The organism is Reichenbachiella carrageenanivorans, from assembly GCF_025639805.1.
GTDB lineage: Bacteria > Bacteroidota > Bacteroidia > Cytophagales > Cyclobacteriaceae > Reichenbachiella > Reichenbachiella carrageenanivorans.
This window is the reverse complement of record NZ_CP106735.1, coordinates 4,024,200-4,043,953: the sequence shown is the minus strand read 5'-3', so window position 1 is coordinate 4,043,953 and position 19,754 is coordinate 4,024,200. Positions and strand designations below refer to the sequence as shown.

Annotated in this window: 19 protein-coding genes and 1 other RNA gene; 5 read left to right on the top strand and 15 right to left on the bottom strand. The window is 42.9% G+C overall.

Translation table 11 applies throughout. The features are described 5' to 3' along the window. Positions 1-72: 72 nt before the first annotated feature. The gene (gene hisS, locus N7E81_RS16425) at positions 73-1,443 is read right to left on the bottom strand and encodes a histidine--tRNA ligase (RefSeq protein ID WP_263050685.1); all 1,371 of its coding nucleotides are present in this window, start codon (positions 1,441-1,443) and stop codon (positions 73-75) included. 138 nt (positions 1,444-1,581) lie between these two features. Between hisS and N7E81_RS16420 the strand changes: the two genes are divergently transcribed. Then, the gene (locus N7E81_RS16420) at positions 1,582-2,766 is read left to right on the top strand and encodes a C40 family peptidase (protein WP_263050684.1); all 1,185 of its coding nucleotides are present in this window, start codon (positions 1,582-1,584) and stop codon (positions 2,764-2,766) included. Positions 2,767-2,792: 26 nt separating this feature from the next. On the opposite strand, the gene N7E81_RS16415 is transcribed toward N7E81_RS16420, so the two are convergent. From N7E81_RS16415 to N7E81_RS16390, 6 genes are read right to left on the bottom strand one after another with little or no spacing between them, the layout of a single operon-like run. After that, positions 2,793-3,344 carry a DUF4136 domain-containing protein gene (locus tag N7E81_RS16415; RefSeq protein WP_263050683.1) on the bottom strand — a complete coding sequence of 184 codons (552 nt, stop codon included), beginning with the start codon at positions 3,342-3,344 and terminating at the stop codon, positions 2,793-2,795. A gap of 3 nt (positions 3,345-3,347) precedes the next feature. Beyond that, positions 3,348-4,172 carry a 1,4-dihydroxy-2-naphthoyl-CoA synthase gene (gene menB, locus N7E81_RS16410; RefSeq protein WP_263050682.1) on the bottom strand — a complete coding sequence of 275 codons (825 nt, stop codon included), beginning with the start codon at positions 4,170-4,172 and terminating at the stop codon, positions 3,348-3,350. A 40-nt stretch (positions 4,173-4,212) separates the two neighbouring features. Then, entirely contained in the window at positions 4,213-5,886 is a 1,674-nt protein-coding gene (menD, locus tag N7E81_RS16405) for a 2-succinyl-5-enolpyruvyl-6-hydroxy-3-cyclohexene-1-carboxylic-acid synthase (RefSeq protein ID WP_263050681.1), read from the bottom strand. 3 nt (positions 5,887-5,889) lie between these two features. Then, on the bottom strand, positions 5,890-6,768 hold the full coding sequence (locus tag N7E81_RS16400; RefSeq protein ID WP_263053096.1) for a chorismate-binding protein: 879 nt from the start codon (positions 6,766-6,768) through the stop codon (positions 5,890-5,892). A gap of 13 nt (positions 6,769-6,781) precedes the next feature. After that, positions 6,782-7,108 carry a hypothetical protein gene (locus N7E81_RS16395; RefSeq protein ID WP_263050680.1) on the bottom strand — a complete coding sequence of 109 codons (327 nt, stop codon included), beginning with the start codon at positions 7,106-7,108 and terminating at the stop codon, positions 6,782-6,784. Then, positions 7,108-7,473: a hotdog fold thioesterase gene (locus tag N7E81_RS16390; RefSeq protein WP_263050679.1), complete on the bottom strand. Its 366-nt coding sequence runs from the start codon at positions 7,471-7,473 to the stop codon at positions 7,108-7,110. Before N7E81_RS16390 ends, N7E81_RS16395 begins: the two co-directional genes overlap by 1 nt. Positions 7,474-7,583: 110 nt before the next feature. Between N7E81_RS16390 and N7E81_RS16385 the strand changes: the two genes are divergently transcribed. Then, the gene (locus tag N7E81_RS16385) at positions 7,584-8,201 is read left to right on the top strand and encodes a histidine phosphatase family protein (RefSeq protein ID WP_263050678.1); all 618 of its coding nucleotides are present in this window, start codon (positions 7,584-7,586) and stop codon (positions 8,199-8,201) included. Between the two features lie 215 nt (positions 8,202-8,416). Here N7E81_RS16385 and N7E81_RS16380 read toward each other — a convergent pair whose 3' ends face one another. Beyond that, the gene (locus tag N7E81_RS16380; protein ID WP_263050677.1) at positions 8,417-10,618 is read right to left on the bottom strand and encodes a B12-binding domain-containing radical SAM protein; all 2,202 of its coding nucleotides are present in this window, start codon (positions 10,616-10,618) and stop codon (positions 8,417-8,419) included. A 127-nt stretch (positions 10,619-10,745) separates the two neighbouring features. After that, a complete protein-coding gene (locus tag N7E81_RS16375; RefSeq protein WP_263050676.1) occupies positions 10,746-11,195 on the bottom strand; it encodes a hypothetical protein in 450 nt (149 codons plus the stop codon). A gap of 225 nt (positions 11,196-11,420) precedes the next feature. On the opposite strand from N7E81_RS16375, the gene N7E81_RS16370 reads away from it, so the two are divergent. Then, on the top strand, positions 11,421-12,407 hold the full coding sequence (locus N7E81_RS16370) for an SDR family oxidoreductase (RefSeq protein ID WP_263050675.1): 987 nt from the start codon (positions 11,421-11,423) through the stop codon (positions 12,405-12,407). 271 nt (positions 12,408-12,678) lie between these two features. On the opposite strand, the gene N7E81_RS16365 is transcribed toward N7E81_RS16370, so the two are convergent. Continuing rightward, positions 12,679-13,656 (bottom strand): sialate O-acetylesterase, encoded by a 978-nt coding sequence (locus N7E81_RS16365; protein WP_263050674.1) that lies wholly within the window; start codon positions 13,654-13,656, stop codon positions 12,679-12,681. Between the two features lie 473 nt (positions 13,657-14,129). Between N7E81_RS16365 and N7E81_RS16360 the strand changes: the two genes are divergently transcribed. Next, on the top strand, positions 14,130-14,315 hold the full coding sequence (locus tag N7E81_RS16360) for a hypothetical protein (RefSeq protein WP_263050673.1): 186 nt from the start codon (positions 14,130-14,132) through the stop codon (positions 14,313-14,315). After that, positions 14,264-14,392: a hypothetical protein gene (locus N7E81_RS19520; protein WP_407692716.1), complete on the top strand. Its 129-nt coding sequence runs from the start codon at positions 14,264-14,266 to the stop codon at positions 14,390-14,392. Before N7E81_RS16360 ends, N7E81_RS19520 begins: the two co-directional genes overlap by 52 nt. Positions 14,393-14,416: 24 nt before the next feature. Here the strand turns inward: N7E81_RS19520 and ssrA are convergent. From ssrA to N7E81_RS16335, 5 genes are all read right to left on the bottom strand, one after another. Beyond that, positions 14,417-14,812: a transfer-messenger RNA gene (gene ssrA / locus N7E81_RS16355) on the bottom strand. 75 nt (positions 14,813-14,887) lie between these two features. Next, entirely contained in the window at positions 14,888-15,949 is a 1,062-nt protein-coding gene (locus tag N7E81_RS16350; protein ID WP_263050672.1) for an SO2930 family diheme c-type cytochrome, read from the bottom strand. A gap of 1 nt (position 15,950) precedes the next feature. Beyond that, on the bottom strand, positions 15,951-17,198 hold the full coding sequence (locus tag N7E81_RS16345; RefSeq protein WP_263050671.1) for a parallel beta-helix domain-containing protein: 1,248 nt from the start codon (positions 17,196-17,198) through the stop codon (positions 15,951-15,953). 139 nt (positions 17,199-17,337) lie between these two features. Continuing rightward, positions 17,338-18,597, bottom strand: a complete 1,260-nt coding sequence (locus N7E81_RS16340) for a M24 family metallopeptidase (RefSeq protein WP_263050670.1) — start codon at positions 18,595-18,597, stop codon at positions 17,338-17,340. A 226-nt stretch (positions 18,598-18,823) separates the two neighbouring features. Continuing rightward, positions 18,824-19,753: a PorP/SprF family type IX secretion system membrane protein gene (locus N7E81_RS16335; protein WP_263050669.1), complete on the bottom strand. Its 930-nt coding sequence runs from the start codon at positions 19,751-19,753 to the stop codon at positions 18,824-18,826. Position 19,754: the final 1 nt, after the last annotated feature.

Here is a 19,754-nt window from a genome sequence, read left to right as displayed (position 1 = left end):
AGGAAATGGAAATAATTTAGTTTCAAGGGCTACTTTATTGGTCTGACGTAGTGTCAATTAAAAGTCATCAATCTAGCGACTATTCTTGATTTTAGAAATAAGATCATCGATTTTGTAGGCAGCTTGTTCGCCATCGATCATGTTTTTCAAAGTATAGTTGCCGGCAGCGATTTCATCTTCACCTATCATCACAACGAACGGTATGTTGAGATTATTAGCATAAGACATTTGTTTCTTCATCTTAGCCTCGTCAGGATAAATTTCTGTTCGAATGCCTTCATTCCTAAGCGATTGCATCAGTTGGATACCTTGTGTGGTCATGGTCTGACCAAAATTCACAATCATTACTTGCACCTGTGTAGCTGTAGACTCTGGGTAGAGCTCCAGTTCTTCGAGTACGTCATAGATGCGATCTACCCCAAATGATATGCCTACACCAGACACGTCTTTCAGTCCAAATACCCCAGTGAGGTTGTCGTACCTTCCTCCTCCAGTGATGCTGCCGATTTGTACGCCATTGGCTTTTACTTCGAAGATGGTGCCCGTATAGTATGAGAGCCCTCTGGCCAGTGTCAAATCCAATTCTAGATGATCGTTTTCTAGTTTGTAGGCACTTAGGTAGTTGAGTATTTCTTCTGTTTCGGCTACTCCTTTTAGACCTGTTTCGCTTTCGCTAAAATAGTCTTTTAAGAAGGTCAATTTTTCGCTGATGGTACCATCAAATTCAAAAATAGGCTTTAGTAACTCTATACTCTTAGCCGAAAATCCTTTTTGAATCAATTCCTCATTCACTTTGTCTAGGCCTATTTTGTCCAGCTTGTCGATTGCCATACAAAAATCTCCTTCTTTGCCTTCTGCTCCGATCACTTCAGTAATGCCAACCAGAATTTTGCGGTTGTTGAGTTTGATGGTAAAGTCAGGCAACCTCAATGCGGTAAAAACTTCATTGATCATCGCGATGATTTCGGATTCACAGATCAGCGAATCTGTGCCTACTACATCAGCATCGCATTGATAAAATTCTCTGTACCGGCCTTTTTGAGGACGGTCGGCCCTCCATACGGGCTGGATTTGGTAGCGTTTAAATGGAAAGGTGATGTCGTTGCGGTGCATCACCACGTACCGAGCAAAAGGTACAGTTAGATCATACCTTAAGCCTTTTTCAGCAATTTTCGGTAGTATTGTTTTACTGCCAGATTCAAAATCTTCGGCCTTGGACTTTGATAAAAAATCGCCTGAGTTCAATACCTTAAACAACAACTGATCGCCTTCATCGCCATACTTGCCTGTGAGCACCGAAAGGTTTTCCATCGTAGGGGTTTCTAATTGCGCAAAGCCATAGCGCTCATATACACCTCTGATGGTATTGAAAATGTAGTTTCTTTTGGCCATTTGTAATGGACCAAAATCACGGGTTCCTCTGGGAATAGAAGGCTTCTGCATTTGATAGTAATTGTTTGTCGCAAAACTAAGAATCGGCCTTCTGCAAAGCAATTTGATTGCCCTATTTATTATACACTTCAACAAATGCTGAAACGATTATTTTTGTAGATTAGCGTCTGATCCAAAATAGACCCATATATGATTCATCGATTACTTTTTGTCCTTATTTTTCTTTCGGCTTTTGCTTGCCAGCAAAACCAATCTTCTAAAATACTAGATCAAGCATTGGTCTCCAGAGATAGTATCAAACAACAATATGCACCTGATAGTCGTGTGGCTTTGTTTGATATTCAGATTAGCCAAGAAGGCAATCGGTTGTTGCTTGCTGGACAAACAGATCAGTACAGGGCTTTGGCTACTTTTATGAATATATTGGGGGCACAGGGCATCCAGTTGGTTAATCAAGTCAATACCTTGCCCGATGAGTCTACGCTGAAACACGAGTACGCTATAGTTACCAATTCGGTTGCTAACCTGAGAACCCAACCTAAGCATTCGGCTGAATTGGCCACGCAAGCTATTTTGGGTACAGTGTTGAAAGTGCTCAAAATCACAGAAGAGTGGTATTATGTGCAGACGCCCGATGATTATATCGCTTGGGTAGATCATGGTGGAGTAGCGCTGAAAACGAACACTGAACTGCAAGAGTGGCAAGCCGCTAATAAAGTGATAGTGACTACAGTTGCCACTAAGGCTTATTTCGATAGCAAACAGAAAACGGTGCTTTCGGATTTGGTTCTGGGCAATGTGCTGATGAAAGAGGGGCAAGTAGATAAACTGATACGAGTAAGGTTTCCTGATGGTAGATTCGGATATGTGAGTGCTGATGAGGTGAAAGATTATCAAAATTGGTTAAACGAACTAAAACCTTCAGGTTATTTGATGGAGTACTATGCGCGACAACTGATGGGAACGCCTTACTTGTGGGGAGGCACTTCAGCCAAAGCCATGGATTGCAGTGGTTTTACCAAAACTGTTTATTTGATGAATGGCTTGGTGATTCCGAGAGACGCTTCACAGCAGGTAAATGCTGGTATTGCGGTAGATTTAGAACGAACTTTTGAAGAATTGAAAAAAGGAGATTTGTTATTCTTTGGCAAACCTGCCACAGATAGCTCCAAGCAACGAATTACTCACGTAGGCCTTTGGCTGGGTGCGGGCGAATTTATTCATGCTTCTGAGCGCGTACGCATCAGTTCTATCGATCCTGCTGCTCTCAATTATGATGAATTCAACAAAAATCGTTACCTAGGTAGTCGAAGGTATTTAAATCATTTAGAGGGAAATATTGAGCAACTGAAGGGGAGAGTAGAGCTTTTTTAGCAGGCCTCCAATAGATCGCTTGCACTTTATTGCTCAGGCTGTGCTTCATTTGCTCCTGCCAGATAAGGATAGGTCTTAAATATTTTATTGATAGATTCTAATATCGCTAGATGCGCTTCTATGCGTTTGGTGTATTTGAGATCTAGGCTGCCTTGCCATACCAGTTTTTTTTGCTTACGATCCCTGAGTTCGATTAAGATTACACCTTCCGTGAATTTACTTGTTTCGTAAAAAGTAGGGGCATAGTAGGGCTGGTAGTAACTGTATGGGTCGTAGTAGTTGTTGTTGCTATTAGAACTGGAGGCAGTAGTCGATATGATTTCGTATCTGGCGATCAGGTCTGGTTTGTTTGCTTTTTCATATCCTTTGGCTGTCATGTTTTGAGTGATGGCCTCTTCTACTTGCGTAAAAAAAGCAAGTCCTTCTTGCGAATAAGACTTGTCATCACTTTTGTAATTGATCAGCCGGTAGGTATGATACTGACTGTAGTCCAATTCATCATTCAGATACTTGATCACCTTGGGTGTAGAACAAGATGATATAAGTAATAGAATGATGAACCAGTAGACTACTTTCATATTTTAAGGAAACTTAGGGAATTTGTCGAAATCAGGGTCTCTTTTTTCGAGAAAAGCATGTTTGCCTTCTTGTGCTTCTTCCATTAGGTAATACATCAGGGTGGCATCACCCGCCATTTCCATCAAGCCATGCTGACCATCCAGTTCGGCGTTGAGGCTGCGCTTGATCATGCGTATGGCCAGAGGGCTACGCTTCATGATCGTGCGGCACCATTCCACAGTAGTGGCTTCTAGCTGATCTAGTGGTACTACTTTGTTTACCATACCCATTTTTTCGGCTTCGTCGGCCGTGTACTGCTCGCACAAGAACCAAATTTCTCTGGCTTTTTTCTGGCCTACGTGTCTGGCTAGATAGGAAGAGCCAAATCCACCGTCGAAGCTTCCCACTTTTGGGCCTGTTTGCCCGAATCTCGCATTGTCTGAGGCAATTGTGAGATCACAAACTACATGTAAAACATGGCCGCCACCTATAGCGTAGCCGTTGACCATAGCAATTACAGGTTTAGGCAACGATCTTATTTTTTTGTGTAGATCCAGCACATTGAGTCTTGGTACGCCATCTTCACCGATGTATCCACCAACGCCTTTTACATTTTGGTCTCCGCCAGAACAAAAGGCTTTGTCTCCAGCTCCGGTAAACACCACTACATTGATATCTGTGCGTTCACGACAGATATCCATGGCTTCCAGCATTTGATTGTTGGTTTCTGGTCTGAAGGCATTGTATACCTCAGGTCTGTTGATGGTGATTTTTGCAATACCTTCGAAGAATTCGAATTTGATATCCGAATATTCTTTGATTGGTTTCCAGTCGAATGTTGTACTCATATGTTTGAAAATTTGAAGCCAAAAATAAGTGGCTATTTGATCAATCGGTTAGTTTCCTAAATAATTCTTTGTAGGCTTGTTTACTTTCTTCTGCATCCGTAAAAATTTCTAAGAGGTTCCTTTTGCCTGGTTTCATAAACCCAGGAAGTGCCTTTTCAAGGGCTTCGTGATTGGCGCAAGCCGTGTACTCAAAGTCAAATTCTTGAGCGAGCCACTTGGCGTCTCTTTGCTGATGCGTCTCAAAATATTCTTTTAGCTCGGGCTGCTGCGAAGGTCCATCGATCATACGAAAAATACCCCCGCCCTGGTTGTTGAACACTACGATGTGCAGGTGGTCGGGTAGGTGATTGTGCCAAAAGGCATTGCGATCGTATAGAAAAGCCATGTCGCCCGTGAGTAAATAGGTGGGGCGATCGCTCATTAGAGCCGTGCCTATAGCCGTGCTGTTAGAGCCGTCTATACCACTTGTGCCACGATTACAGTATACCTCTATGTCTTTATTTGGCGCTAGGCCAATGGTATTAGCATAGCGTACGGCCATGCTGTTGGCGAGGTGTAGGTCTGACCCATCAGGAAGTGCGAGGAGTACTCTTTTGTATCCGTTGAAATCCGAAAACGACTGAGACGTATAGTTTTTAATGTGTGCTTTGGTCTTGGTGTTTACTGCCTGCCAAGCTGCTTGAAAGTCGCGCTGGTTTGCACTGGCTCTCAAGTATTTGGGCAACTCATGTAAAAAAGGTAAAGCATCCGCTTTGATGTGTTGGCTCAGAGCCAAATAGGTGTCTGGTGAGATGGATTCGTTCCGAACATGCCAATGCGCTTTTGGCTTGTGCGTTCGCAAAAATATTTTCAAGTTTTTGCTAATCACAGACAGTCCAATAGTGATAAGTAAATCAGGCTGTAAACTTTCGTTGCCTAGGTTTTTGAGGAAAATATCCTGACTAGATATGACTCCTGCTACGTCATGGCCGTTGGATATGACATCGGCTATCACTGTGAGATGGTATTTGATAGACAGCAGGCTGAGTGCTGCACTGATCTCTTCTGATTTGGCCGATTGCCCTACTACGATCAGGATTTTAGTGTAATGGCAAATACTATCTATGCCCTCTTTCCAGTTGAGAGATTGATTTGATGTAGGAGGGATGACGGGTAAACTTTCTTGAGACCCATACAAAGTGCCAGTCTCAGGATAAAAGGGTTCCCGGAAGGGAATGTTGATATGTACAGGCCCTTTATCTTCAGATAGACTTGTATTGATCGCTTCGTTGATCATCGTGTGCCCTGCTTGTCTAGCTGATTCATTATTCTCTAGTGAAGGAAAGACGTATGCTGCTTTGACATGCCGGCCAAATAGATTTTCCTGAAAGATCGTTTGTCCGTCGCGTTGCCCGATCCATTCGGGGGGGCGATCAGCAGAGAGTATGAGTAGGGGGACTTGGTTGAAAAAGGCTTCGGCTACGGCAGGGGCGTAGTTGAGGGCAGCAGAACCAGAGGTACAGATCAATACGGTGGGTAGCTGGCTTTTTAGACTGATTCCAAGTGCAATAAACGCTGCGGAGCGTTCGTCGGGTACGCTATAGCATTTGATCTCTGGATGTCTTGCAAAAGCAATGGTGAGTGCGGCATTGCGCGAGCCAGGGGATATCACGGCGTGTTGGATCCCCTTGAGGTGGCAAAGTTGCACAAGATCAAATACAGGTTGTAAATTCATGCGTTAGGCTTGGATGATATTGAGCAAGGTTTGAAATTTGATTTCTGTTTCCATCCATTCTTTTTCAGGATCACTGTCTTCGGTGACACCTGCGCCTGCAAACAAGATCATGTCGTGCTTATAGATTTTTGCACAGCGCAAGTTGACATAAAGTGCGGTCGCACCTTCGTAGTTGATCGGCCCCAAATAGCCGCTGTAGTACTCACGGTCGTAGTTTTCGTTTTCTTGAAGAAATTTGGCAGCAGGAAGCATAGGCATGCCACATACGGCTGAAGTAGGGTGCAGCAAGTCGAGCATAACACTACCTAGTTGTGGGAAATTCACCTCTTTCATGTTTACCTTATAAGAGGTTTTGAGGTGGATGAGGTTGCCTGCTTTTACTGTTTTTGGGCCGTATTCTTCATATTCTCGTAAGCGGATTTTTTTAAAACAGTTGATAATGTATCGACTGACTAGCGCTTGTTCTTCTATCTCTTTTTGCATCCAACTGGCTTGAGATAACTCAAACGCTGGCTGGATCTCTTGAGTGCCTGCTAGAGAAATGGTTTCAAAATTTTGGTCTTCATCTACCGAAATGAGTAGTTCTGGTGTTGCACCAAGCCAAAGCCCTTGATTAGGGAGGTAAACCAGCGATACGAAAGCATTTTCGTAAGCTTCGCAGAGTTTGACTAGTTCTTTTACTGGGTGAAAACTTTTGTCTGTTCGGAACTTTTCTCTTCTTGAGGGTACTATTTTTTGGTAGTAGCCGTCAGTGATCGAGGCCTTACAGTTTTCTACCAATGTAAGAAAATGATCCTTGGACGATTTGAAATTGACAGGCGAAGCTAGAAAGTCGCGGTAGTCAAAGTCATCCTTTTCACTAAAAGAAGCTAAATGCTTGATTAGCTGGTCAAACTTACCGTCTTTGTCGTTGAACCCTGGAACTGAGTAGTACTTCGTTTAGCTCGCTGTCTAGCAGCACATCCGATTTGATAAACCGTGCTTGATGAGCGTCTGTTTTTTGAAAAGGATGAACCAAAAAACCAGTGGGAGCATGTTCTATTTCTTCGGGAATATCGCTTTCTTGATCGAGTTGCAATGTGGCATGAATGATCTGCTCTTTGGGATTTCTCCAGATAGCAAAAGGCAAATCCATTTTAATACCAGTATTAAATAAACGCTCGATTTTATCTAAAAAAGCAGTAGTTGGTTTTTGACTTGCAGTTTGTTTACTCGATTCCATTATTTTTTATCAATCACGGCCATGGTTATTCTGCTTACGCAAATCAATTGTTTTTCTTCATTGGTGATTTTGATTTCCCATACTTGCGTTTTTTTACCTATGTGTAGCGGATGGGCTATGCCTTCTACGATACCACTTTTAGCACTTTTGATGTGGTTGGCATTGATTTCCAATCCTACGCAGTACTGTTTGTTAGGGTCTACAGTCATGGTGGCAGCTACACTGCCCAGTGTTTCGGCAAGCGTTACAGAAGCCCCTCCATGTAGCAGTCGGAGTGGTTGTACTGTACGTTCGTCTACTGGCATGGTGGCTTTCACAAAGTCTTCTCCGATTTCGGTAAATTCTATACCAATACGGTCAACCATTGTGTTTTTTGAGAAGGCATTTATACCTTCGAGGGTAAACGTGGGGAGGAACATTTTTTCTTTCAATTACGGGGTTATATTCACCTGTTACAAACAAAAAGACAATTCGCTTGAAAACCAAAAATATATACATCATCCGGCATGGTCAGACTAATTTCAACCTTGAAAATAAAGTACAAGGACGAGGTATCAATTCTTCTATCAATGAAACGGGACAGCAGCAAGCGCAGGCTTTTTTCGACGCCTACAAGGATGTGCCATTTGACAAAATATATGTGTCGGCTCTGAAGCGTACGCAAGAATCTGTACAACAGTTTATCGATTTGGGGATTCCTTACGAGTCACATAGTGGCTTAGACGAGATCAGTTGGGGCAAACATGAGGGGCGCCCTTATGATCCTGTGATGCATCAAATCTATTTGGATACGATTGCAGGCTGGGCCAATGGAGCGCTGGATATGACTGTGGGAGGAGGAGAGTCGCCTTTGGAAGTAGTGGTTCGTCAGAAGGAAGCCATGAAGTACATCATGGCCAATGAAGACGAAGAACATATATTAATTGCTACCCATGGACGCGCCATGCGCATGCTGGTGTGTTGGATGCTTAATTATCCTTTGGAACGGATGGATGTCTTTGAGCATGCCAACCTATGTTTGTATCAAATGCAATACACTGGCGGTCAATATAGAATCGTAAAACATGGCTGTACAGCTCATCTACCCTCATGATGAAATCATAAAAACGGTTTTCGTTGTACTTCATCTCAGAATTTGTTAACTTCTATATCCGAAGCCGTCCTTGAACGGTTGGCACGGCAAGTAGGCGAGACGTTCTGTCTTTAAAAATGCTAACTAAGCCCAAAACCCGGTGACGCCGGGTTTTGGTTTTTTTTTAATGCTACATTACTTGAAATGTACCCTTTAGATCAACCCTCTTTTTTATCTTAAACCATCAATAAACCCACTTTTCTAAGGGTTTGCCAGCCTTGGCTTTTGGTGAGTTTATCAAAACTTTCTGACCCTTCTTGTTCATAGATGGTTTTAAACTCCGCTAGGGTGATGGGTGTGCCTCGCTTGACTGTCAGTTTTTCGAATGTGACTTTTAGACTTTGCCCTTGGGCTTGGTTGAAAATAGCTTCTTCTGTAGATTGATGCGTATGGATTACAAACTTGCATCGTGTTTGAGTTTTTCCTTTTTGTTTTTTAGAATAAAAACTAATCTGTGGATTGGCATGAAGCCAGACCAATTTTGAACTATTGGAAATAGGTGTACCAGGATTGTTTTGGATGGCCATTTCTATTTCAAATGGAGATATAGTTGTTTCTGGGATTTCGAAATCAAACCATTCCTGTAGTGGGAAATCTAAGCAAGCCCCATGCATGTAATTGAAGAGTGATTTTCTTAAACCTTCACTAAATAGCGCATGGTCGGCGCCTTCCAGGTCTTCATGTGGGATGTCGTTGTGGGCAAAATCGCCAGCTGCGATGAGTGCTTTGGCACCAAATGCTTCTGGAGTCATTCCTACGGGACTGTGTGCCGTCATGGCAAATTGATGCCAAAAAGCGGACTGAATGACTCCCAGTTCAAAGAGTTGGCGAACCATTTCTAACGAATCGATCGTTTCTTGTTCTGTCTGCGTAGGGAATCCGTACATCAGGTAAGCATGTACCATGATGCCACTGGCGGTGAAATTGTCTGTGACCTGAGCTACTTGAGCTACAGTGACTCCCTTTTGGATTTTCTCTAGCAATCGATCAGAGGCCACTTCCAGTCCGCCAGATACGGCGATACAACCAGAGGCTTTAAGTAATCGACACAAATCTGGAGTGAACCGTTTTTCGAAGCGAATATTTGTCCACCAGCTCACTTTGAGCTGGCGGCGGAGAATTTCGATGGCGACCTCTCGCATGAGCGCGGGCGGTGCGGCTTCGTCTACAAAATGAAAGCCTGTTTCTCCCGTTTGTTGAATTTGGGCTTCCATACGATCGCAAATAATGGCAGCACTTACAGGTTCGTAGTTTTTAATATAATCCAACGAGATGTCACAAAAGGTGCACTTTTTCCAGTAGCAACCGTGTGCCATGGTAAGTTTGTTCCATCGGCCATCGCTCCACAGCCGGTGCATGGGGTTGGTGATTTCGATCACGGATAGGTACTGATCCAATGCCATACCGGCGTAGTCGGGTGTGCCTGTTTGGCTAAAAGTCACGTCGGGTTGGGAGGCACCATTGACATAGGTCACATGACCGTCTAGTAGCAGGAGCGTTCTTTTCAGTTTGGTTTGGCCGATCTGTCTAGAGAGGTGATCGAGTAGCAATTGGATGGGGCGCTCGCCATCGTCGAGGGTGATGTAGTCTATGAATTCGAATAGTCTGCTGTCTTTTAGGGAGCGCAGTTCGGTATTGGGATACCCACCACCCATGGCTATTTTGATACCCGGGTGGTGCTGTTTTAAGTATTGCCCACAGCGGAGTGCGCCGTATAGGTTTCCCGGAAACGGGACAGACAAGCAAACTAGCCCTGGTTGAACGGTGGTAAGTTTTTGTGCTAAGCAATCGAATAAAATTTCGTCGATAAAAGACGGTGCTGCATTGAGCGATTCGTAAAGTGGATCGAAAGATTCTGCGGACAAACTAAGGCGTTCGGCATAGCGACTGAAGCCAAAAAATGGATCGATTGTGTTTTTAATCAAATCGGCCAGATCTTCGAGGTAGAGCGTGGCCAAGTGTCGGGCTTTATCCTGAATGCCGAGATTGCCAAAGGCCCATTCGAGATCATCGATTTGATCAAACCGGGAGGCTTCGGGCAGATAGTCTCGTTCGGAAATGGAGTAGGCGAGTGTCGGGTTTTTGTTTTGCAAGAAAGCAATGACAGGTTCGATGGTGGATAGATAGGTTTCCTGTAGGCTTACCATGCGGTTTTCATTAGCGCCAAGCTGAAATCGCCCTTCGTTTATTTTTTGAAATAGTCTTTGAATGCCCTTGCGGGTAAATAAAGCCAGGATGACTTCGATTCCTAAATCTGCCTGAGAAGCAGGTGCATCAATGGTATTGAGAAACCCTTTAAGATAAGCCGTGGCAGGATAGGGCGTGTTGAGTTGTGTAAAGGGAGGAGTGAGGAGAAGGGTGTGGATAGACTGCGCCATAGGGTCGCAAAGGTCGTGATTGTGTGCGAATTCACAACCTCTATTATATCAAAAAGAAGCGATCCCGGAAGGCTACTAAATGTAGTGTCTTTCGAGATCACTTTTTTCTTCTTTCGGATGGCATTGATTATCTCATGCTGAAAGAGGGAGTACAGTTGATTTTAGCCAAACTGGTTCCTTTAGGGTCTTCTATTTGTACTTCAATGTTGTTTTTGACTACAACGATCTTGTTGTACTTTTCATTTACGTAGGGTGATTTGAGGTCTACGTAAGTATATTCTGTATCGGAGTTTTTAGGGACTTTGAAGTCATGTATTTCTACTGTGCCTACTTGGTTGTCGTTTTTATCAACTAAATACAGGGTAACATCTACTTTGAATAAGTCAAATTTGGTGTTGTTTTTTAGTCGGTAAGTGACTTCGAAAGAGTCCCAACCATACTGTTCTACACGTTTTAGTTTGGTCACTTCCAGACTTACGCCTTCGTTTATTTTGTATTGGGTGTAGGGCGTGATTTCTTGGGCTGTGGCAGCGGCTCCTAGCGCGCAGACCAATAGCAGGGTTAATAATTTTTTCATTTGTTTAACATTTTTAAAATTCCAAAAGGCCGACCCACCGATCGGTCCTAACTAATTAGACCCGAGTCGGATCTTTTACATAACACATTTATAAAACTCGATTGTGGCGCTCATATTATATTTTGAATAGGATAATTGTTAGTTGCGCTAGTAGAGTTGAATTTGTGATTGATATAATCCAGATAGAAAGTCAATGATCCGCAGGTTTGTATTTATTTTGCAGGTATGGAGTACATTAGTGACAAGAAGATATTAGTGACTGGCGGAGCTGGGTTTATAGGTTCTAATCTATGTGAACAGTTGTTGGGCTTGGGCAACCATGTGGTGTGTCTGGACAATTTCTCGACTGGCAAACGATCCAATATTGAGCAGTTGCTAGACAATCCAAATTTCTCTCTTATAGAAGGAGATATTCGAGACTTGGCAGTTTGCCATGCAGCCGCTTCTGATGTAGATGTGGTTTTGCACCAGGCAGCATTGGGTTCTGTGCCTCGCTCTATCAATGATCCGATCACAACCAATGATGTGAACGTTTCGGGTTTTTTGAATATGCTCGTAGCAGCTAAAGAAGCCAAAGTGGAGCGGTTGGTCTATGCGGCGAGCTCGTCGACTTACGGAGATGCCGAACAGCTCCCTAAAGTAGAGGAGCACATCGGAAAGCCTTTGTCTCCCTATGCTATTACCAAATATGTGAATGAGCTATATGCCGATATTTTTTATCAAACGTATGGGCTAAATACCATCGGTTTGCGATATTTTAATGTATTTGGGAGGAAGCAAGATCCAGATGGAGGGTACGCTGCAGTAATTCCTAAGTTTATCAAAACTTTGATCAATCATGAATCGCCTGTGATCAATGGGGATGGTAGCTACTCTCGTGATTTCACTTACATAGATAATGTGATACAGATGAATTTGCTAGCCCTGAGTACGACTAATGAAGCGGCACTAAACCAAGTTTATAATACGGCCTATGGCGACCGTAATACGCTCAATGACTTGATCAGTTACATACAAAAATATCTCAGTGCTTATGATCCTCAGATCCAATCGATAGAAATAGAGTATGGCCCGAATCGAGTAGGGGATATTCCGCATTCTTTGGCCAGTATAGATAAAGCTAAGCGACTATTGGGCTACGATCCTCAGTTTGATTTTCAAAACGGACTGGAAGAAACCGTGAAGTGGTTTTGGGAAAATAATGGGGTGTAAGGAAACAAAAATTGATTATTTGTAGTCGAGTCTGGTAAGTAGATCTAACCCAGCCTATTCTAGTCAAAGTTACACTACATGAGGCTTCTTTTCTTTGATCTTTTATTGGTAGTTATAAGGAAAGGTAATTTGTGGTAGTGCGGGCTTCAAATGTCTCATAAAGCTTGAGCCGTGATACAATTATGATCGAGATGGGATAAAAAACACAACCTTGCCAAAGTCTAGACTTTGGCAAGGTTGTGTTTGGTTCTTTCAATATTGGAAACGATCCTTAATCTTCCGTCAACTCTACGTAGGCAGCCGCATACCTTTTTCCTAGTTCTCTTTGGGATTCGGAATCCATATGAGTGCCGTCACCGATGTCGGTAAGGTTGTCAGAGAGAACCACCGAAAGATTGTCGTCTTCATCAGCGATCAGATGGAGGTTGTCATTAAAAGTATCCCATCTGTCTTGCTTGTCCTCAGGTGAGGTGTATTGTCCCAGTTCACCCATGATAAACGGTAAATTGTCGTCACCAATTTCAGTTCTGAATATGCTGATCACGTCGGTCAACTTCGTTTTGTAAGTAGCAGCCGATGTGCTGGAGTTGCTTTCGCCCTGATGCCAGATTACACCTTTTATCGTTCCGTATTGTTCGGCATGTGCTACTTTTTCCTTGAAGTTGTCCAGAAGGAATACCTCTCTATGCTCAGCGTTGGTTTGCCAGTTGTGTATATTGCTACCACCTACGGCACAAGGGATCATCGCAATAGAAACATCCGCTGGGACGGAATTGAGCAAGGTCTGCGCAAATGATACTCCGCAATCCAATCCTGTAAATTTTGGTTCATACCAGTGTAGTGGTTCCTTTGCTTGTATCCAATTCAAAGATGCATCAATCGATAATATTCTGCTATTTGGAATGGTGTCTTGAGGTTCTACAAATCCTCGTCCAGCCATATTGGATTGACCAGCCATAATGAAAATATATAGTTTGTCTTTACTAGGCATGTCTGTACTTTCTACATATTCTACCTTTCGGGGAAAATTGGCTCTTGATCCCTGAAAGTTTGGATCTTCTTCCTCTTCCACCGTTTCTTCTTCCTCGATTACCTCCTCTTCCTCTTCTACGACGTCCTCTTCTTCATCTTCAACTTTGTCGTCTTCTTCTACGACCTCTTCTTCTTCTTTGGTTTCTTCTTTTGCGATGCTTTCTTCAATCGCTTGTTCATCACACGCAGGAGCAAATATCAGTAGCGTGAAAATCATAAAGAACATTGTTATTGCGTTGTTTGTAAACTTTTGTGTCATATCATGCTTTGTTAAGAAGTAATTATTTTGTTTTAATCGTATGTGTGTTGACTTATGCAGAGCCAACTTTTACAAGGTTAAAAACAAACTCAAATGAGAGGCTGTGTGTATGTTGCCAAACTACAGGGGGGAGGTTACAATGGTTAGATCTGGGTCACAAATACACCTGTTTCATGTTACCACTCTTATTGAAAACTTCGAATTAGCTATGGGTAGAGGTGTTTGTTTTTTTTGAGTATATAACTTCTCCTGTATTTTTTTGAAAGGGCTACCGTGTGTTTATTTAGTACTATACCTTGCGTATGAGAGATATTTTCAAATTCTTTGATTGGTTTTCCTTTCGTTTTTAATATTTTTCCAAATCGATCAAAGGCTATCTATTTGCTTCCTTCAAAAGGAGAATTATACGGCACATCAAAAAGGAAGAACGGGTGCAGCTAGAAGAAGATGGCTTTAGTTTCTCTTTTGCAGAAGCACCGTTTTCTATTTCTAGCAACTTGAAGGAGTGTGATTTTAAAATCATCTATGAAAAACAAACTTACTATCACCCAGTCAGCGTGAAGTCATTTTTCTCTATTTCTATGAAGGGCTGTCTTATGCTGAAATTTTGGATGTGAAAGTGAGCTCGGCCAGAATACTTACTTATAGAGATGTGAACTCGTATGTAAAAGAAAAAAATCGCCGAATTCTGTAAGATTTCGGCGATTTTCGTAAAGGATTGTGGAGTCGGAGGGAATCGAACCCTCGTCCAGATAAGGCCATATTGGACCGTCTACATGCATAGTTGAAACTTAGGATCTCACAGGAGAGCTGGCGTTCAACAACCCACTTTTCCTGCCAGTTACTTTAGCTTCGCTATCGGTTAGCAACTTCGCCTCAAGCTAGTCTTACTAGGTGACACCCCTTGATCCTGCTCATAAGACAAAAGCCTGGAGGGATGTGTCTGTCCCGATTCTTAATCGAGATTAATAATTTTTGCTATCGCAAAAAATTAAGCAGCCATGGCGTAATTAGATTCGCCAAATAAAATAGGAGTAAATTGATCACGCGTGCTTACTCAACACCCGACACGCAAGTACAATATCCACACTTACTGTCAAAACCGGTCGACCCCATACATCAATGAACGGCAAAATTTCTTTTGCGTCTGCAAACATACGAGAATAAAAGAAAACAGTTGAAGAAGGGCTTACATTTTCTCAATCCATTCTCGGATCAATGCGATTCCTTCGTCATGGGGGAGACTTCTACCCAGTTCGGGCATCATCGTGCCTGGCTCAGTGGTTTGCATACGATGTATTAAAATAGACCCCCCGGGTTTCTTAGGTACAATACCATATTTTAGATTGCCAGAGCCACGTCCTGCAGCCACAGGCTTTTTGTTGACCCCTAGCCGATATGGGTCGGTTTCGAAATAGGTCAGATTCAATCCAGAATTTTTAGCAGGGCCTTGATCATTGTGGCAATGCGCACAGTTGATATCCAGATAAGCTCGGGCGCGTTCGTTAAGTGAGCCACTGGCAGGGTCGTTCCACACGGCGAGTTGGGGAAGTGTGTGATCGGGTAGGCCTATCCATCCTTTGTCAGCCAGCAGGAGCATTTGGTTGGTGTCGGAGGCCACAGCTTTTCGGTTGAGCTGTCTTACCGTAGGCCCGATGGGTGTCATTGTACCACTTTTGTCGTGGCAGCTTTTGCATTGGTTCATATCAGGGACGGTATAGTGTACTACCCCTTTGTTTTGGAGTGATGTAGGGAGAAGTCCGCCTGTGATTTCTAGATAGGCTTCTGTCTGTTGGGTGTTCCAGATATATGGCAGAGCCTTCCATCCATCTCTTTCGTGAATGAGCAATCTGGTTTCTAATATTTTGTCAGCAATGTTACCTAGTTGACGAGCACTGTAGTAGAAGTTTTTGATCAAAACTGTGCCCACAGGAAAATCGAGTACATTTTTTTCTTGATAGCCTATTTTTTCCCCTTTCGGTAAATAAATGAACCGTTTCTTTAAGGCATAATCAGAAAATAGAGGTGTATTGAGTTCATATGGCATGACCTGCTCACTTGGTTTCAGGTCTGCCAATCGCCCCTCAAAAAAACCATAGTCAGATAGTCTGGTTTTGCCCACGGAGGCATATTGTATTTGCTCTGTAATGCTTTGATCTGTGCCTAGAGGGACTGGGATTATGGTTTGTTTAGTTTGTTTTTGCTGACAAGCAAAAAAGAAGAACGACAAAGCGAATAGTACACTTCTCATATCAATTGCAATTGAAAATGGCGGGGTTTTCCTCCAGTCCAGCAAACTCATTCGAAGCATCAAGGTTTACGGTTTTTACTTCTTCGGCCTCATTCACACAAATGACATAGGAAGGATTGATACTACCATCCGCTAAGTAGTAATTAGGACTTTGTAGTCCGTCCCAAGCGACTTGAGGGAGGCTTGCGCCAAATTTTAACAGAAACAATTTGCCAAAGTCATTGTTCAAATTGGGTAAGAGGTAGGTGTTTTCGTAGGTGTTGTCATATACATGGATATTGCCTACATAAGGGTCGTAGTTTACATCTAGCTGATTTTGCTTTTCGAGTTCTTCGCGACTACCACCACCGCCTGTATTTTGATCGCCACCCATGGCTTCTAGCAAGGCATAGCTGACCATGCCTACGGCTATGGTTTTATTGTTGCGAATGGTATTGTTATGAATTTTCACCCCTTTAGTTGCAAGAATTAGGATGCCAGTACCTGGGGGAGTGACGCTGACCATATTGCCTAGAGGGGCAAAGTTCTCTCTGTTGTTTTCATAGACATTGTTGCCATATACTTCTATATTGTTGCCATATTGTGTTAAGCCTGGTAGGTCAAATACGAGTATGCCACCTGTATTGTCATACGAGATATTGTTTCGTACAATGACCTCTTTTGAGTTTTCACTTTCTATACCTGCCACATTCCAGTAGGTGGTATTGCCTTCGATCAGTACGGTGTCGGATTGTCCTACATAGATGCCAGCATCACTAGCTCCCATTACGATACAGTTTCTTACTGTTACATTGGAGCATATCACGGGGTAGAGGCCGTAGGCACCATTGGTAGAGTCTACTTTGCCAGTCCAACCCACCATTAGTTCTTCGAAGAGGATATGGTCAGTATCTGTTACTTTGATGTTGTCGCCAGCAGCATCTTCGATACCAAAGCCCCGCAGTGTTATGTTTTTGCAATTGGCCACTCGTATCCCTTCTGCTCCTTGTGTTTGGTTTTTGAATGAGAGTATCGTTTTGTCTTTACCTTGTCCTTTGATGGTTACGTTTGACTTTCCTTCCAAAATCAAACTTTTGTCAAACTGAAAATGCCCTGCTGGTAGTTCGATAACGCTACTGTCTTGGGCTAAGATAAATGAGGTTAAAATCGACTTTTGATTATTGGAGAAATTTCGTTCGGGGTTGTATTCAGCGGTTTTGGTACATGAGACTAAGCCCAGTAGGATAAGGGCGAAAGAGGTCGTTTTCATAGCATGAGTTGATGTGTTTTGTATAACCAATTAAGCAATTATTTGCCTGAATCCGAAAGGAATGAGAGAGTATTTGAACAAAAAACTGTTATGTTCGAAATACGCGCTGATGCTAAATGTATTATTTTTCAACTATGGGCTATATCGGATTTTCTATGGATGGGCTTTGTGGAGTGAAGGCTTCATAACCATCTTCGGTGATGTAAAAACAATCTTCCAACCGGACACCTAATTCACCATAGATATAAATTCCAGGTTCGTTTGAAAAACACATGCCAGGTTGCATGATCGTTTGATTCCCTTTTACAAGGTACTCCCACTCGTGAAAATCCATACCGATACCATGTCCTACACGATGGAAGAAGTTTTCATAACCACCACCAAAACCATATTTGTTTACTATCGCTCTAGCTGTTGCATCGAGCAGTTCACAGGGCACCCCGGCTTTGGCTTGTTCATATACTGCGGTCTGTGCTTCTTTCACTATATTCCATATGTCTTGTTGGCGCTGGGAGGGTTTCCCAAAAATAGTCGTTCTGGTAATGTCTGCTTGATACCCGTCTAGCTTGCACCCTCCATCTATCAAGACCAAATCACCTTCCTTGAGCTGTTGGGCAGTTTTGCTACCATGTGGGAAAGCCGTGAATGCACCAAACATAGACCCTGCCCAGCCTGCATCTGTAGCTCCGAGTGCAGAACATGCTTCGGCTACGGTGGCACTTAGGTCATATTGCGACATGCCTTCTTTTAGTTTTGAAAACCCAATTCGGTAGCCTTCTAGCGTTATTTCGTTGGCTTTTTTCATCAGTGCCAGTTCTTTTCGGGTTTTGATGGCTCGACACCCAGCGGTAATGGGTTTGGCGTTGATGATAGTGGCTTGCGGTAGGTGTGCGGCTATGCCGTCGGATTGGAAAAACCTGACGTTTTCTTCGATGCCTAATGTGCCGAGAGCGTGACCTTTGTCTTTGATGAGCTTGGCTACTAGCGCGAAAGGGCTTTCATGCTCCTGCCAGATGTAAATTTCTCCTTTGATGGTGATCTTCTCATGCAATCGCTCTTGTTCAAACGCTGGACATACATACTGAATGGTACCGTCTGAGAATAAGAGTAGGCCAGTCATTCGCTCGCTAGCCCACCACTGTATACCAGAAAAGTAGTCGAGTGATGTGCCAGATTCTATAAAAATGGCATCAAAACCATTTTTTTGCATGAGACGGGATGCTTTTTCTACTCGCTGGATTCGATCTTGTGTGTTGATAAACTCCACCCCGTCGGTCATGGGTTTGAGGTTTAGTTTGCTTGCGGTAGTTGGTGCTTCACTTGCGCAGGCAGTAGTGCCTACTAAAGCCAATGCAGATCCTGCTAGGGCACTATTTTCTATAAATTTTCTTCGATTCACGGTATTAATGATTTGCTGTATGAGTCATACAATTTAATGAAAATACCAATGAGGGGAATGAAGAAATTGATGAGCGGTACAGAAATTCAGGGAAGTGCGTAGTTAGTATTCCTCCTTTCCAAAGTTATTTGGGGAGTTTGATGAAGCAGTTAGCAGCATACAAAATCTGACTTAAACCAAAGGAAGACGGTATAAAAAAAGGAGCCGAAACTCCTTTAAATATTTTTTAGAAATAGACTGGGCAAAGGCCGTCTTTTTTACCAAACTTCAATGGTATTCTATAATTGATGAATATCTCATGAGATCCAGCAGTGTATTCTCCCAGACTTCCTGTAGGGATGTCGTAGGCATAGCCAAGTCTAAAATTTTCATTGAGTACCAATTGCGTCATGATAGAAAAAGAATCTTGATAGCGGTAAGAAACTCCTGCATAGACAATCTCATTGATAATGAAATTTAAATTGAGGTCAAATGCAGCTGGAGAATTATCTTGTAATCGAACCAAGATAGAAGGATTAATTTTCAAATTACGATTAAGATCCTTTACAAATCCTGCTGTGATATAATAATATCGGGAAGCCTTTCCGTCAGAGGGAATGGCACCATCTCCACCACCATCGATCACATCTGGAGTAAGAAAATAGGGGATTGAAGCTCCAATAAAATAATCTCTGTTGGCAAAATAAATCCCCATACCAAAATTAGGATTGAAAGTTTTGGTATAAACAGAAAGGGGATCGGATTGGTCAAGCCAATTGATGTCATCCAGATTGGAAGCCCGCTGATCGAACCCTCCTTGTAGTCCCATGGATAGGATACCTTTTCGCATTCTGATCTTATAGGCAAAACTACCATATACACTATACTGCTCATGTACCCCCACTGCGTCTCGTACTACATTCAAGCCAACACCTACATTTTTTTCTTTCAATGTAGTGTGTGCCGTGAGTGACTGAAATACAGGTGCGCCGTCGATATTGACCCATTGATTTCTGTTTGTCAGTATGGCCGAAAACATGTTTAAGCTCCCTGCGTAGGCAGGATTAAGTGCGAGCCCATTGTACGGGTAAGTTGAAAATACGGGTCGCTGCTGAGCTATCGCCAGCTGACACATACATACCAATACTACTATATATAATCCTTTTATCAGTTTCATC

Bases quoted from the DNA above. Each gene is read 5' to 3' on its own strand.
- N7E81_RS16380 (WP_263050677.1), bottom strand. From the start codon at position 10,618: ATGGCGCAGTCTATCCACACCCTTCTCCTCACTCCTCCCTTTACACAA.
- N7E81_RS16365 (WP_263050674.1), bottom strand. From the start codon at position 13,656: ATGATTTTCACGCTACTGATATTTGCTCCTGCGTGTGATGAACAAGCG.
- menD (WP_263050681.1), bottom strand. From the start codon at position 5,886: ATGAATTTACAACCTGTATTTGATCTTGTGCAACTTTGCCACCTCAAG.
- N7E81_RS16420 (WP_263050684.1), top strand. From the start codon at position 1,582: ATGATTCATCGATTACTTTTTGTCCTTATTTTTCTTTCGGCTTTTGCT.
- N7E81_RS16350 (WP_263050672.1), bottom strand. From the start codon at position 15,949: ATGAGAAGTGTACTATTCGCTTTGTCGTTCTTCTTTTTTGCTTGTCAG.
- N7E81_RS16335 (WP_263050669.1), bottom strand. From the start codon at position 19,753: ATGAAACTGATAAAAGGATTATATATAGTAGTATTGGTATGTATGTGT.
- N7E81_RS16395 (WP_263050680.1), bottom strand. From the start codon at position 7,108: ATGGAATCGAGTAAACAAACTGCAAGTCAAAAACCAACTACTGCTTTT.
- N7E81_RS16370 (WP_263050675.1), top strand. From the start codon at position 11,421: ATGGAGTACATTAGTGACAAGAAGATATTAGTGACTGGCGGAGCTGGG.
- N7E81_RS16390 (WP_263050679.1), bottom strand. From the start codon at position 7,473: ATGGTTGACCGTATTGGTATAGAATTTACCGAAATCGGAGAAGACTTT.
- N7E81_RS16345 (WP_263050671.1), bottom strand. From the start codon at position 17,198: ATGAAAACGACCTCTTTCGCCCTTATCCTACTGGGCTTAGTCTCATGT.
- hisS (WP_263050685.1), bottom strand. From the start codon at position 1,443: ATGCAGAAGCCTTCTATTCCCAGAGGAACCCGTGATTTTGGTCCATTA.
- N7E81_RS16375 (WP_263050676.1), bottom strand. From the start codon at position 11,195: ATGAAAAAATTATTAACCCTGCTATTGGTCTGCGCGCTAGGAGCCGCT.
- menB (WP_263050682.1), bottom strand. From the start codon at position 4,172: ATGAGTACAACATTCGACTGGAAACCAATCAAAGAATATTCGGATATC.
- N7E81_RS16415 (WP_263050683.1), bottom strand. From the start codon at position 3,344: ATGAAAGTAGTCTACTGGTTCATCATTCTATTACTTATATCATCTTGT.